General features: G+C 33.6%; 10 protein-coding genes and 1 pseudogene. 2 read left to right on the top strand and 9 right to left on the bottom strand.

The genetic code is table 11. The features are described from left to right. Positions 1-302, bottom strand: a 302-nt coding sequence (locus tag ENL20_01020) for a hypothetical protein (GenBank protein ID HHE37141.1), incomplete at its 3' end; no start/stop codon positions are given. Positions 303-538: 236 nt separating this feature from the next. Between ENL20_01020 and mnmA the strand changes: the two are divergent. Then, positions 539-1588: pseudogene (mnmA, locus tag ENL20_01015) on the top strand (tRNA 2-thiouridine(34) synthase MnmA). A gap of 159 nt (positions 1589-1747) precedes the next feature. Then, entirely contained in the window at positions 1748-2845 is a 1098-nt protein-coding gene (locus tag ENL20_01010) for a UDP-N-acetylglucosamine 2-epimerase (non-hydrolyzing) (protein ID HHE37140.1), read from the top strand. A 30-nt stretch (positions 2846-2875) separates the two neighbouring features. On the opposite strand, the gene priA is transcribed toward ENL20_01010, so the two are convergent. The 8 genes from priA to ENL20_00970 all read right to left on the bottom strand — a co-directional run bounded on the left by priA (position 2876) and on the right by ENL20_00970 (position 14681). Next, on the bottom strand, positions 2876-5260 hold the full coding sequence (gene priA, locus ENL20_01005) for a primosomal protein N' (GenBank protein ID HHE37139.1): 2385 nt from the start codon (positions 5258-5260) through the stop codon (positions 2876-2878). Positions 5261-5327: 67 nt separating this feature from the next. Then, on the bottom strand, positions 5328-6743 hold the full coding sequence (locus ENL20_01000; GenBank protein ID HHE37138.1) for a hypothetical protein: 1416 nt from the start codon (positions 6741-6743) through the stop codon (positions 5328-5330). A 15-nt stretch (positions 6744-6758) separates the two neighbouring features. After that, the gene (locus ENL20_00995; GenBank protein HHE37137.1) at positions 6759-7298 is read right to left on the bottom strand and encodes a hypothetical protein; all 540 of its coding nucleotides are present in this window, start codon (positions 7296-7298) and stop codon (positions 6759-6761) included. Between the two features lie 12 nt (positions 7299-7310). Continuing rightward, the gene (locus tag ENL20_00990; GenBank protein HHE37136.1) at positions 7311-7829 is read right to left on the bottom strand and encodes a hypothetical protein; all 519 of its coding nucleotides are present in this window, start codon (positions 7827-7829) and stop codon (positions 7311-7313) included. Positions 7830-7832: 3 nt separating this feature from the next. Beyond that, positions 7833-8558 (bottom strand): MotA/TolQ/ExbB proton channel family protein, encoded by a 726-nt coding sequence (locus ENL20_00985; GenBank protein ID HHE37135.1) that lies wholly within the window; start codon positions 8556-8558, stop codon positions 7833-7835. A 9-nt stretch (positions 8559-8567) separates the two neighbouring features. Beyond that, complete coding sequence (locus tag ENL20_00980; GenBank protein HHE37134.1) at positions 8568-8813, bottom strand: hypothetical protein; 246 nt, start codon at positions 8811-8813, stop codon at positions 8568-8570. A gap of 23 nt (positions 8814-8836) precedes the next feature. Continuing rightward, positions 8837-12640: a hypothetical protein gene (locus tag ENL20_00975; protein HHE37133.1), complete on the bottom strand. Its 3804-nt coding sequence runs from the start codon at positions 12638-12640 to the stop codon at positions 8837-8839. Continuing rightward, positions 12633-14681, bottom strand: coding sequence for a hypothetical protein (locus ENL20_00970; protein ID HHE37132.1), 2049 nt, complete (start codon positions 14679-14681; stop codon positions 12633-12635). Before ENL20_00970 ends, ENL20_00975 begins: the two co-directional genes overlap by 8 nt. Positions 14682-15031: the final 350 nt, after the last annotated feature.

The following is a 15031-nucleotide window of genomic DNA, read 5'->3' as shown; positions in this document are numbered from 1 at the left end:
GGATCGTTTTTTTCTAGTTTTTTTCTTTCCCTTTCAATGTCTGGCATCATACCATTTTCAATAAGACAATTCATTAAAGTTACTCGTCGATGCAAATATCGATCGCGATTTTTTCGAGTTCCACGATGCTCTCTTCTTGTTACATTTAAGGGTTCTTTTTTTCCTCCAGCTTCTCTACCATCTGGAAAAATTCTTACTCCCATATCTAATAAATTGATTAGTTCTTTTTTTTCATTTAATTCAAGAATACTCCATCCAAGTGAGGTTGCTCCTAAATCGATTCCAAGTCTATAATTTTTCATCTTGACTCCTTTTGTTAAAATTTTTTCATTGCTCCGGTTCTTTAATAATGCATACCATGACTTTTATTGGAAATCAGGTTTTGGTGTCAAGTTGTTAACAAGGTTTTAGAACCAAAAAATGAAGGCACAAGCTCCGGCTTGTGTCTTTTTTATTTTTCTAAAATGTATTATTTGACATATATATTGCTGAATAAATTTTAACTTTATTAATCGTTATTCATTGTTAAAGGAAATAAATGAAAATCGCAGTTGCCATGAGCGGAGGAGTTGACAGTTCTGTTGCTGCTGCTCTTTTATTAAAACAAGGACATGATGTTCTCGGTGTTACTATGCATCATTTTGAAAACTCAAAATTTGGTTTTTCAAAGAATGAAGGAATAGATGCTGCTATTTCAGATGCAAAAAAAGTATGTAAAAAATTAAATATTTCACATTATACTATCGAATTATCAGAAAGTTTTGAAAAAATAGTTATCCAAAACTTCATTTCAGAATATTCCAAGGGGAGAACTCCAAATCCCTGCACTCTTTGTAATCCAACCATAAAATGGGGAGAATTTCTAAAAAAAACTATGGAACTCGGAGTTGATAAAATTGCTACAGGACATTATATTTCGCTAAAAAGGGAAACCGTAATTTATAGAATTTTCAAAGCAAAAGATAAATCAAGAGATCAATCCTATATGCTCTGGGGTCTGGATCAGGAACAACTTTCAATAACATTATTTCCTCTTTCCGAGTTTACAAAATTTGAAGTCAGGAAAATAGCAGAATATATGAAATTACCTGTTCATGATAAAGAAGACAGTCAGGAAAACTGCTTCATTAAAGGGCATTACGAGGATTTTTTAAAAAAACAACTGGAATTAAAAACAGGTGATATTGTCCTTGAAAATGGGGAAATAATCGGCAAACACAAAGGTGTTCCTCTTTACACGATCGGACAAAGAAAAGGATTGAATACTCCTTGGCATTCTGCACTTTTTGTGAGAAAATTAGATGCAAAAAATAATAGAGTAATCGTTACCGACAATCCTGAAGACCTCCTATCCGACAATTTTTCAGTAAATAATGTAAACTGGATTTCAGGTAAATTTCCGGAAAATTTCTCAAACCTTTCAGTCCAGGTTAGATACAATAGCAAACCATTTCCAATCGAGGATGTTCAAATAAATAAAGAGAACATTCAGATAAAACTGAAAACTCCGATAAGAGCGATAACTCCCGGTCAATCAGCAGTTTTTTATCAAGATGATCAACTTTTAGGCGGCGGGATTATTGAATAATTCAAGTGTTGAATTTTTGCCACAGAGGCGCAGAGCTCACAGAGAAAAATCCACGAACAATAACAAACAAAAAGATGGATTTGCGAAATTTCATTCTTCGTGCTAATTCGTGTTCATTCGTGGCTAAAAAAATCCATGAATAAAAAAAAAGGAAACAAAATGAAAAAAATCCATTTAGTAGTTGGAGCAAGACCAAATTTTATGAAAATGGCTCCGCTTTATAAAGAATTCGGAAAATATCCTGATGAGTTTGAAGTTAAATTGATCCATACAGGACAACATTATGATGAAAGAATGAGCAAATTTTTCTTTAATGACCTGCAAATGCCTGTTCCTGATGAATACCTGGAAGTTGGTTCAGGAATGCATGGAGAGCAAACTGCTCGCATTATCGAAAGATATGAACAGGTCCTTTTTGCAGACAAACCGGATCTGGTTATTGTTGCCGGTGATGTAAATAGCACAGTTGCTTGCGCTTTAGATGCGGTTAAACTACATATTCCGGTAGCTCATCTGGAAGCCGGACTTCGCAGTTTTGATAGAAGAATGCCGGAAGAAATTAATCGTCTGATGACAGATGTGATCTCTGATTATCTGCTAACTCCATCTCCGGATGGCGATCAGAATCTTCTTAATGAAGGAATTTCAAAAGAAAAGATATTTTTTGTCGGGAACATCATGATCGATTCTCTGGTGATGTTCAAAGAAAAAGCAAACAAATCATCGATCCTGCGGGATTTTGATCTCGAATCCGGAAAATTTGTTTTAATAACACTTCACCGTCCTTCAAATGTTGATGAGAAAAATGGTTTTCTCACGATTTTGAATGCCTTTGAAGAAATATCAAAATCGATAAAATTGGTTTTTCCTATTCATCCGAGAGCGAAAAAACAGATTTCTTTATTTGGATTAGATGAAAAAGTCAAAAAAATGGAAAACTTAATTTTATTAGATCCGATTGGATATTATGATTTCCTGAAATTGCAGATGGAAGCGAAATTCATTCTCACAGATTCAGGAGGTATCCAGGAAGAAACAACATATTTTGGTATTCCCTGTTTGACTTTGAGACCAAATACAGAAAGACCGATCACGATCATAGAAGGAACGAACAAACTGGTCAAACTGAAAACAGAATCGATCATCGAAGAAGCAGAATTGATCTTGAAAGGTGAATCCAAAAAAGGAAAAATTCTAAAATATTGGGATGGAAAGACAGCGGAAAGGATCGTGAAAATATTTAGGGAGAAATTATAGATTTATTACAGAATAACCTTTATGAATATCTTATAAAAGAGACGAAGGATCGACATCGATCGTCTGTTTTACTACAGAACTTATTTTCAGATTTTCCTTTAAAAAAATAATCGCTTTTGACATGGTTGAGACAGATGATGCTTTCAATAAAATGTGGTAGCGGAAATTATCTTTCAATTTTTCAATCGGTGCAGGAACAGGTCCTAAAACTAATAATTCAGATGGTTTAAATAAAGTACGAAGTTTCAGAAATATTTGTTTATTGTAATTGAATTGAGTTTTCAGTTGTTTTTCATCCTTTCCGGAAAAGATCATTCTGGCAATTCTATAAAAAGGTGGATAATGAAGAGTTTTCCTTAAAGATAATTCTCTTTCTGCGAATAATTCAAAGTCCTGTTTCATAGCAGAAGTTATGGCATAATGTTCAGGATTATAAGTTTGGATAAAAACTTCACCCGGCTTTTCTCCTCTTCCGGAGCGGCCGGCAACTTGGGTCAGAAGTTGAAAAGTTTTCTCAGCAGCCCGGAAATCAGGAAAATTCAAACCGATATCCGCTGAAATTACTCCCACTAAAGTAACATTTGGGAAATCCAGACCTTTGGCTATCATCTGAGTTCCCAGCAAGATATCGATATTTCCGTTTTGCATTCTTCTGAACATCGAATCATAACTATCTTTTTTACGGGTTGTATCGGAATCCATTCTTAAAATTTTTGCGGTTGGAAAAAGAATTTTCAAGTGTTTCTCGATCTGTTGTGTTCCGGGAGCTCCAAACTTGAACAGGTAATTCTTACAATCTGGACAGTTTCTGGGCATTTTTGTTTTATAACCGCAATAGTGACAGATGAGGTCTAAGGAAATGCTGTGATACTTCAAGCTGATGTTACATTTAGGACATTTGAATAATTTTCCGCAGGAGATGCATTGCACAAAGGAAGAATAACCACGCCTGTTTTGTAATAAAATAACCTGTTCTTTATTAGATAACCTGTTCTCAATTTTTTTTATCAATTCTTTTGCTATAATAAGTTTATGATCCTTCTCTTTTTTCATATCGATGATCTTCACAGAAGGAAGTTGATAAGCAAGAGGTCTTTTTTGAAGTTTAAGCAGTTGAAATTTATTGCTCTTTGTATTTTGCCAACTTTCAAGGGATGGAGTTGCACTTCCTAAAATGACCACAGCATTTGCTTTTTTTGCTCTGACAACAGCAATATCTCTGGCGTTATAGCGAGGAGTTTTATCTTGTTTGAAGCTGTTCTCGTGTTCTTCATCGATAATAATAATACCAATATTTTCAAGAGGAGCAAAAATCGCGCTGCGAGCTCCGATAACGATCTTACATTTTCCGGATCGTATCTTTCTCCATTGATTCAATTTTTCTCTATCATTAAGGTGACTGTGTAATATGGCAATATCTTCCTTAAAAGCATGAAAAAATCTTTGTACCATTTGGGGTGTTAAGGCAATTTCAGGAACAAGTAAAAGAGCAGTTTTTCCTTTTTTTAAACAGGAATTTATTGCATGGATATAAATTTCGGTTTTTCCGCTGCCTGTTATTCCATAAAGCAGGAATGTTTTAAATATGTTCTGATCTAAGGTAGAAATTATTTTTTTTCTGATATTTTTCTGCTCATCTGTGAGCTCGATCTTTTTCCTCTCTGTTGTTGATCTGGTAATTTCATAATCTGATTTTATTTCTCTTTGTTCGATTCTGATCAAACCTTTATTTCGAAGGGATTTGACAATTGAATAGCTGAATTTATGAGCAATCTCAGCTAAGGGAAAATCTTTCCCGGTATTTTTTATGATATTGAATGCAGATTCCTGTTTTTCAACCAAATGAGGAATTTTATCTAATTTGTTCAAAACAATAAAATTGGCTATCTTCTTCTTGATCCTGGCATCATAAACTCTTTCAATTTCAACCAGACCTGCTTCTTCCATCTGCTCTATCCAATAATAAAAATCATTCATTTTAAGTTTATCTTTAATGTCTGATATATCCGTAAAAACTATTGAACTCAATTCATTCATTATCCTTTCGGAAAAGCCATTTGATTCTTTTAATATCCCATCTTTGATCTTTTTTATTTTTTGTTGTAATTGAATGTTCAGACCTGCCGGCAGCATGGAAAAAAGAGAATGACCTAAACTACAAGAATAATAGTTACTGATCCATTTTGCAATGTATAATAATTCTTCATTTATGATCGGTTCTTTGTCGATAATTTCCAGGATATTTTTATATTTAATTTCGCTACTTAATCGTTTTGATTGTTGCCAGACTATTCCAGTCCTGACAGTATTTCCAAAAGAAACAATAACCCGGCATCCTTTCTTTATTTCAGTAGAATATTTATAGGAAAATAAACTATCTATTTTAACAAGTAAGGCAATATCATAATGATACATAAATCAAAAAAAAGCCCCTCGCAATTGAAGGGCTATTATGATAAAATATTTATACATCTACAAATTGCTATTGACTCTTCATAAATGTCATCGGAAAAGTATATTGGATTGGATTTCTTACTTTGATGTTCCATTGCAGGATGATATTTCTCGCTTTCTTTAAGAAAGATTCGCTGAAATAACTTCCTTTGGAAATATTAAAGTCAACTGCCACAACTTTTCCATCAGCTTCGATAATGATCACAAATTCGATCCTGCCGTACATTTCCATGATCATAGATTCGACTGTGTAAAGCTGTGTTATCTGCGGCTTATATGTATTCACCTGGTTCTTAATATTAGCAATTTCGGTTCTTGTTTCAGGAGCAACATCTTTTACTTGGATCGAACCTTCTTTTACTGCCTTGATCCCGGCAAATCTCTTTTTTACTGTTTCAAAATGTGCTTTGCTTTCAATCTTTGTAATATCAAATTTTCCAACATCACCACCCAGATCAGCCAGATCGACTTCTTCAAAGCCTGTACCTTGCCCGAGATCCAATCCTTCCAAACCACCAAGATCTCCCAAACCTTCTCCCGGAGCTAATCCTGATGAACCAACAAAATCATCGAGTACAGTTCCTCCGCCGGGTTGTTGTGTTCCAGGACCAGTTCCTCCTCCGGGACCAGAACCAGGTTCAGTTGAAGTTGCTGCTACGATTTCATCTACTTGGGTTACTTCCAACAATTCGGAGCTCAAATCTGCGTCTCCGATTTCCCCGGCTCCAAGATCAAGACCGAACATTTTCTTAAAATCTTCGGAAGTTACTTCCTGGGTTGTTTCTTCGGCTTCTTCGACTTCTTCTTCCCCGATTTCCCTTTCACCTCTGGTAAACTCCGGTTCGACTTCTTCGATTATTTCCGGTTCGACTCTTGTTGCAATCTCTTCTAATCTATTCAATCTTTCTCGGATTCCAACAGCTTCAGGAGGTACATATGTTGCCTCTCCTATAAAAAGTCCGATAGCGGTAAACAACAAACCAAGGATCAAGAAAATCCTGGTAAATTTTTGTTCATGAGTTAAGGGAGGAAACTTGGCAAATTGCCTTGCTAATGCTAATTCTTCAGGTGAAGCTTTATATACAAAGGGCTCTTTGTAAAAAAAATCGATTGTCCATTGACTACTAAAGGAGATAGAACCTTCAGCATTTTCTTCTAAATTAAGAACATTACCTTTCAGGATATTTTCTCTTTTCAGGTCGTCTTTACTTAATTCTTTACCATTTTTTGTGACGGATAAGTCCATTCCTTCACGGAGTTGCATGGTAAAATTGTTACCTTTTTTGTTGATCAAGGTATATTTTGGGGGGAATGCTTTATCAAGAATTTGCCAGAAAATATGCTTGTCACTACCAATTTGAAATTTACTGGTAAAATCTCTTCCGTATCTTGCTTCATCTAATTTTTTATTCTTATATTTAAGCTGCAAATTTAATATTTTCACAATTTTCACCTCTGTTTAGATGCCAAGGACTTCATTTTTGTCATCAGCATGAATAGAAGAGAAATAAATGTTAGCAAAAGCAGCATTAGCACTGAAGATGATGAATTCGGTAATGTATCTGCATTTAAGCTCCTTATCTGCCTGAATGAGCAGACAAGGTTTATTCTGCATAACATTAATTTCATCAGCTTCGAGTTTGAGATAATTAAACAGGTTTTCCCGTGTCTCTCTTTTGCTCATAAATTCCTGCAATGTACCAACATAAATGTTTTCTTTTCCAAATAGTATCTTAGCAGGTTCATTTTTTTCCGGTTTATCAGAAAATATTTTAATCAGGATCGCCTGACCGCTTTCAATAAGTTTGTCTTTAGTTGTTGTTGTTGGTAAAAACATACCTTCAGGAGCGTTCTTCTGAGAAGCATCCATAGCTACATTTTTCAGCATGAATACTAATAAAATTGTCAGAATATCCATCAAAGATGTAATATTAAGATCACTCTTTGAATGTGATTTCTTTTTTGCTAATCTGAATTTATCCTTTTTATTCGCAATCATTATCAGCTCCTGTCAAGGTTTAGCTTGATAATACTTTTTAGAAACCGTAAGATATTTTATATTAGGGAAACCGTTGCTTTTACAAATATCAATAGATCTAAGCAGAATATCAAACTGAACTTGAGGATCGGGTAATATTTCTATCGTATTTTGATTCTCATTTTCTTTTTTCAGATGGTTAATGTTCTGATCAAGCGAGAGAAAATCGTATTTAATTTTTCCAGCATTTTCACTTAAAGCCGGTATTTCAATGATATCCTTTATTCCTTCAATAGATATCTGAAATCGATCAGTAAGCAAAGCTAAAGTAATTTTTTTTGGAAGTTCCGCTTCTTCTTTCTGCTCGATTTCCGAACCTCCACCACCTTCAGCAACAGGAAGATTAATTCCAACTAAAGCCAAATGAACCGATACCATGATCATCATCATCATGGGAATGATAACAATGAACATGTTCATCAATGGAATCAGATTGGGATACTTCTGTCTTTTTTGAGACAGCCGTCTCTCTTTTGATGGACCCTGATACACGATCTAATCCTTTAGTGAATAAGTAATTTGATTGATCAATTTAACGCTGTATTCATCGATATCGTTAATGATCCTATCAGCTCTTGCTTGCAGACCACCTTTGATGAACATGGTAATAATCGCAACGATAAGACCATAAGCAGTCGTTCCCATGGCTTGAGAAATACCTTCGGTAAGTTTGATCTGTTTCAGTGCTTCTGGAGCTTTTGCCAAGGCATCAAATGCTAAAATAAGTCCGAAAATTGTTCCCAGCAGACCCAGAAAAGTAGCAACTTGAGCTATAACATCTAACCAGAAAAGACCGGCTTCGACTTTTGGAATAGTCTGCAGTCCTGCTTCATCGAATGCATTTTTTAAAGCGTTCTCCAGGTCGGTACCGGTTCTACCTGATTTCTTGGCATCGATAAATGCCAGAAAACCGCTCCAGAAAATGAATCCAAGAGTTGTTGTTTTAAATTGTGCGCTGATTTTAGCAGATTCATCATATTGCTTGTTCCTGATGTAACCTTTGAGTTTCAAATAGAAACTTTTTGCATCCAGTTTTTCCCGAATGGCTAACTGGTAATATTTAATTATAGCAAATATGATCATAATCACAAACAAGGCTGTAATAATGTGCATGAATGCTCCGCCTTCCATATAAATTTCAACGACCGATTTAGCCGAAAGACTTCCGAAAGTCAATGTCAAGATAGAGATAATCAATATCCTTAACCAGAATTTTTTCATTATTCCTCCCTAATATAATAGTTTATTTGATTTTTTTATTTTTTCCCTGATCGAAAAACTGTGTTCAGTTTTATATTCCGTTTGTTTTCTTGGCATAATTGCTGAATTATCAGGTTTTTTTATTTCAACAGTAACTTTGTCTTCTTCATCACTTTTCAATTTTTTTAAATTGCTTCTATCAACTGTTTCTTCCTGGGCAATAAGACAGAATGTGAAAGAAAACATTAAAAGTAAAAGCAGTAATTTTTTTTTCATAAAATCACCTTCTCATTAAATCTTTATTCTTCTTTTTTAGCTTTATCATATTGGATGGTTATGTGTGCTGCCAGATAGCTTGGTGTTGTAACTGATGCGTTATTCTCAACTTTAAACACCAAATTATTAGCTCCCTGATAGAGATTATCTTCGATCTGTAAAGTATAATGAATAATATTATTATCACTCAGATTAATGGTATCCTGCACAACAGGTTCGATCGGTATGATTTCTTTATTATAGATAACTTGTACAGGTTTTTCCGCTGCGTAATCAATAGTCAACATTTCCGGTTCATCATTTGCATTAAAGTTGATCAAAATATAGGAATTCATTTCCGGATTCATTTCAATGACCTTGGCAAATTCAAATACAGTATCTTCCGTAGTGTTTGCAAAACTCCAGAGAGAGTCAGTTTCCAAAAAATATAGATAATCATCGACTTGAGCATTATTGATTATCCAGGAAGCATCCGAATAAAGATGATCATAATATTTTTCTGACCTGACATCCCATTCATATAAACGGTTCAGAGCCTTATCTGTCCATTCATCAGAATAATTTTTACCATCATAAAAAGTCAATAGTAACTGCTGATATGTTTTTGCAGCTTCAAGTTTGAATTCACCAGCTTTTGCTTTTCCAGCATTCAAAAGTGTCATTTTCGCTTTATTCTGGAGATCCGGTTGATTCTTCATCTGCTCATTATTGATCTGGTTAGAGACATCGACGAATTTTTGAACTTGAGTCGTAACAACATCCATTGAATAATCATAAGCTTTAGCAGTAAGATAAAGAGCATGAGTTTGATTTTCGACTTGAAGTTCATACGAGCTTCCTTCCCGGATCAAGGCAATAATATCCTCTTTGATCTTGTTACAGGTTTTCATCAAGTTATTAATTCTATCGTCACCTCCGATCATGTGATCTTTCCATTTAGTTAAAGTATTGACTTTGATCAGAGTTTGAGGAGATTTCTTTAAAAAATCGTTTTCTATATAGTCGATTTTATCATTGAACCTATTATAAAATTCTTCATAGCTTTTATAATAAGCAAAAACTTCATAAATGGATTCCAGAGGTAAATCTAGTCCGTCTGCTTTATAACTTGCTTCAACTTCTTTGAATTCGGATATTTTAACATCCATTCCGGGATAGTCCTTCAAGACAAAAAGGCTATCAACTTCAGATTTGATATCTTTAAGTTTTTCTGCTGCGAGGGCAGACATAAGATCAATAGAAGGATCCTTTTTATAAAGTTTGCGAGCAAGAGTATCGTATTTTTCTTCTTCTCCTCGATCGTGATAGATCAAGGCAACTTTCTGTAAAAATTCGTTAGATTTGGGATGATTCGGATGTTTCTCTTCAAATGCCAGCATCAATTCGATTTCTTTGTTTTCATTTCCTAATTCCTGATAAATCCTGATGGCATTTAAGTAAATATTTTCCCGGTTGTCTTCTCCGATATCCATGTCGGCAGCATCTTCATAAAGTTGGAGATACATTTCAGCTGCTTTTTCTTTGTTATCGAATTGTGTTCCTTCATAAAATCCAATATTCTGAAGTCGGAGTTTATAAGCTTCGTTCGATTTATTAAACTTATCAATAAACTGATTTCTTAATCTTTCGCTCTGATTCCAGTCACCTAAACTATCTGATATTGTCCAGGCGTTGATATAAACAGCGAGAATATCTTCTTTAGCTTCTTTTTGGGAAGCAATATCCAGCAAAAGATCGATCGCTTTTTGATTATCTCCGGCATTTTTATACGCTTCGATTGCTTTGAGTTTGAATCCAATACTTTTTTCTTTATCTTCATTTTCCAATTCACCTGCAAGTCTTAGATAATTTTCAGCAGCTGTAAGATAATCTCCTTTATCCATTTGTGTGTTGGCATTGGATTGGATTGAAGCTAAAATATTATTACTGTAATCATTTTTCTCATCTTCTGTTGCATATTTACTTGCTTCCCGATAATAAGTTTCAGCTAAATTATAATCATTTCTTTGCTGACTGATCTCGGCAAGACGAGCATTGGTCAGTTTTCTAATCTCATTATCCAGATTGTAATCTAATAACTTCGAATAATCTGCAAAAGCTTTATCCAACTCATTTCGATCATACCAGATTTCAGCTCTTTTGTAAGTTAATTTTATCAAGTCCGATTCTTTATTTTCACCGGGATATTCAGGAGTGATTAGGATTTTCTCGTAATGTAATGAAGCATCAATAAATAATGAATCTAAACTATTATTATCAAGAAAAACATTCCAGGTTGTATCGATATAGGCTTGTTCGTCAATAGTTGGTTTTAACAATTCATAGATCTTTTCATTACAATAAAAAATGTTATCTTCAAAAATATAAAATTCTTCATGGTCAGGATAGAGATTATTAAAATCGTTAATATCTTTCAAAACAGAGAAATAATGAGACGGATTATTAGTGCTTTCAGCAAGTTCCAGACTGGCATCTAAAACTCGTCTTCTGATGGTCTTCATTTTTTCAAGATTCTCTTTATCAATATAAGAATCAAATTTTAAGTAATCATTAACAAGTTCCTTATAAGTGATAAAATCTTCTTCTTCTTTTGAATGTACAAAGTTGTTGTAATATTTTGGTTCAAGAAATTCGTAAGCTTTCCTGATCACTTGAAATTGAGCTGAAAGATCCTTCTCAGCATTAGCTTTGAACCATTCGGAATCTACTTTATAATTATCTACAATTCTGATCATTTCATTTACAATCAAATCTTCAGCAGGCTGTTTATCTCGTGTTCGAGATGGATTATTTTGATAAATCGTCATTACCGAATCAATAAATAATGGACATTCCGGGCTGAGAGGATAAAGAGATAGATATGAATTTATTAGATCAATGGCTTGGATAGGTGCATTATATTTAAGTTTTAATTCGATCGATTTTAGCAGAATCTCTTTACTGTATTCGTCACTAATAAACTCTGCAAGTATCTCTTTCGCTTTTTCTGCAGCAACCGATGCTTGATTAAAATCCGAACTATCGTAGTCGATCAAACTGAAAGCAATATTTTCGATGGCATCATCTTCAAAGAAAACTTTTTCTGTTTGCAGACTATCATTATGAATAATATCAAGTATTTGGGTAAAATCCTGGATAGCTAATTCAAATTGAGCACTGCTGAAATAAGACCATCCTCTTTGAAAAAGACCGTAATTCTGTAATGGATCTCCCTCTCGTTGAGCAACAATGTCAAAGTATTCTATTGCTTTTTGGAAGTATGGAAGAGGTTCTCTGGAATCGAGAGCTATTTCGAAGTACACTGTTCCTAATCTGTAAACAGCATCTGTATTATATTTTGATTCCGGCATTGATTGGTAAATTTCCGAAAAAGCGTCGATGGATGTTTTTAGTTTTTCTTCCGATAATCTAAGATTATCAGGCCAATTCATCACCAATTCGATGTTTTTCTGTCTTTCTGTATCCCGTTCTAATAATTTTGCTGCAAAATCAAAATATCCAATATTATAGAGGACAACATCTTTACTCGGAAAGTAAGGATCATGTTCAAGAACCTTTTTATAATACATCGCTGTAATCTCTGGATCATTAACATCTATTTCGATGCTCATTTCAGCCAGATTAAAATATAAGTTAGCCAGTCCGGTAGAGTTTGGATTTTCTTCGATGTATTTTAAAGTTCTATCATAAACACTTTTTTTATAAGAGATTTTTTTATTGTATTCTTTTTGTAGTTTTGGATCAATGTCTTGGTCTTGTGAAAAAAGACTTATAGCTAAGAAAATTAAAAATGAGAAAATTAAAAAAAAATTTATTTTATTATTCATTTTTCATTTGTTCCGTGAATTCTTTATATTCTTCGTCGATGGTTTGAGATTGTTTGAATAGAACATCCAATAAGCTGATCTGGTATCTGTCATTTTCTTCTACTATATCATCCTTCATCATGGTTAGAGCGTTATGATATGTTTCTTTTAGCATCTCATTCTCTTCTACTAATAATTCTTTCTCTTTATCAAGTCTTTTAGCAATTTTTTTATTGAATTTCTCAATAACTTCCTGTTTAATCTCAATCAGATCATCCCTATTTTGTTCTATTGCAACTGCTTCTTCCCGGATCAATTGTTTCATATCAGCACTTGGTTCACCTTGAAATTGTATTCGGGCAATTGTATCAATTGATTCAAGATTTCCTGACAGTATTTCTATTGAATTATCACACATAACTGCAATATTGGGATGATTAGTTTCTCTCGCTATATTTCTTATCTCTTTCCAGGTGTTTAATAAGAAATCTTCGTGTAGTTTTTCTACAGCTAATGCTCTGGCTAATTCATAATCTTGAGTAGTAAAATTCTGTAGATGACCTAAATAGGAAATCATTTGTAGAGTTACCAAATATGCATCGGAATCTTCAATTCTTTTATCAAGCATTTTGGGGATTTTTTTGTTTGGAATTGTATTTGCCAGTTTAATAACAGCTTCCATTTCGCTGATAATGCTATTATACGAAAGATATTCCTCTTCTAACATTTCAAGAGCTATTAAGGTGACAGGATCGAGACCTTTATATAAAGATTGAAGAGAGGTGTTTGTCTTCTGAAGGGCAGATTCAATACTATCCATTTTATTTTTTATGGAAGTTCTTTCATTTTCCGAAATGTCATCTTTAGAGTAATCTGTTCTCAAATTTTTGTATTTTTCAAGAAGACTGTATTTTGCATTTAATGTTTCCAAGAGAATATTATTAACAGAAATTATCTCATTGAGTTTTTCTTCAACAGTGTTTATATCACCTTTTTCAAGTTCAACCATCAAAACTGCAAATTTAGCAGAAGCAAAATACTCGCTCTTAACAGGATTATTGATTATTAATGAATAGTAATATAATGCTCTATCATAGTCTTTGGCATTTTTATACTGGGTTCCGATCTCATACATTATTTCATCGTAATTCATTTTCTTTTGTAATTCTACTGTTGCAATACCATAATCTGAATCTGAAAATAAAAGATCTCCCTGCAAGTCGAGATATTGTTCATAATAATCCAAAGAAGTAATCATGTCTTTTTTTTCAGAATACAAACGAGCTAAAGATAAAATCACAAAGTCGTAATAAGGAGTAGATGGTTGATGTTCATTTTTTAAGGTTTCAAACATCTTTATAGAAGCATTTATCCCATCTTCAAAATAGGCAATTAACGCCAGCATTGATTTGGCTCGAAAGCTGTATTCTTCATTTTCAGAAAGTAGCTGAAACCTTTTTTTTGCATTATCAAAATCGTCGATGTTGTAATAAGCTTGAGCTAGTTGATATTTCTGCTGACCTGATTTATTTGAAGGAAATTTATTATAGAGAGTGATCAATTCAGAATCGAGTTCCTTGATAAAGTAAATCTCTTCTAACAGAAAAAGAGCAGGATCAAATTTAGGAGAAGACTGGTAATTATCAACCAATTCTTCTAAAAGGTTTTGAGATTTATCTACATTTCCTCTAATTTTTAAACTTTTAGCCCTGTAAAAGAGTATTTGGTCTTTTAATTCAGGTACATCGCTATAAATAACTTTAAGCTCTCCGACTTTCATGCTGATTGCTTGTGCATCGGAAGTCCTGAACATATTATCGATGACTCGGGAGTCTTCATCAAATGCTCTTTCAATCTTTAACAGATTTCCGTTCTTATATTGCTCGCGTACTTCTTTTCTTAGATTTATCAAATTATAGAAATACTGGATTTCACCTTCGATAATATCTAATCCACGCTGCTCTTCTTGTATCAGTTGAATTAAGGCAGAATTATCCTCTTGGGCTGATAAAAAAAGAGACAATAATAGAACTAAACTAAAAAATATGTTTTTAGGATTCATTTTAGAAATTACTCTTGAAGTAGTTTTCTAATTTCTTCTAACTCTTTTTCAGCTTGTTTTCTTCTTTCTCTGATCAATCGCAATTCTTCTAAAAGTGGATTTGAATCATAATCAACAGATGGAGTTTCCGGTAAAGTCCTTGTCATTGTTCTTTCTTTAGGTGGAACAGTACTTTTCAGATAACCGTCTTTCTGGGATGCTTTAATATCAGAAAAAGTGTCCAAAGTGTATTTAATACCAATAGCGAATTTTTGTCCGTAATTACCAGAATCTTTTTCTTTGAAAAAATCTTCTAATCTATAAATGCAACCCCTGAATGTAAAGTTCTGATAATAGACATTAGCTCCGAG

The sequence above is a fragment of the Candidatus Cloacimonadota bacterium genome (genome assembly GCA_011372345.1).
Taxonomy (GTDB): domain Bacteria; phylum Cloacimonadota; class Cloacimonadia; order Cloacimonadales; family TCS61; genus DRTC01.
Note: the sequence above shows the minus strand (reverse complement) of the source record. Positions and strands in the feature narration are given on the sequence as shown.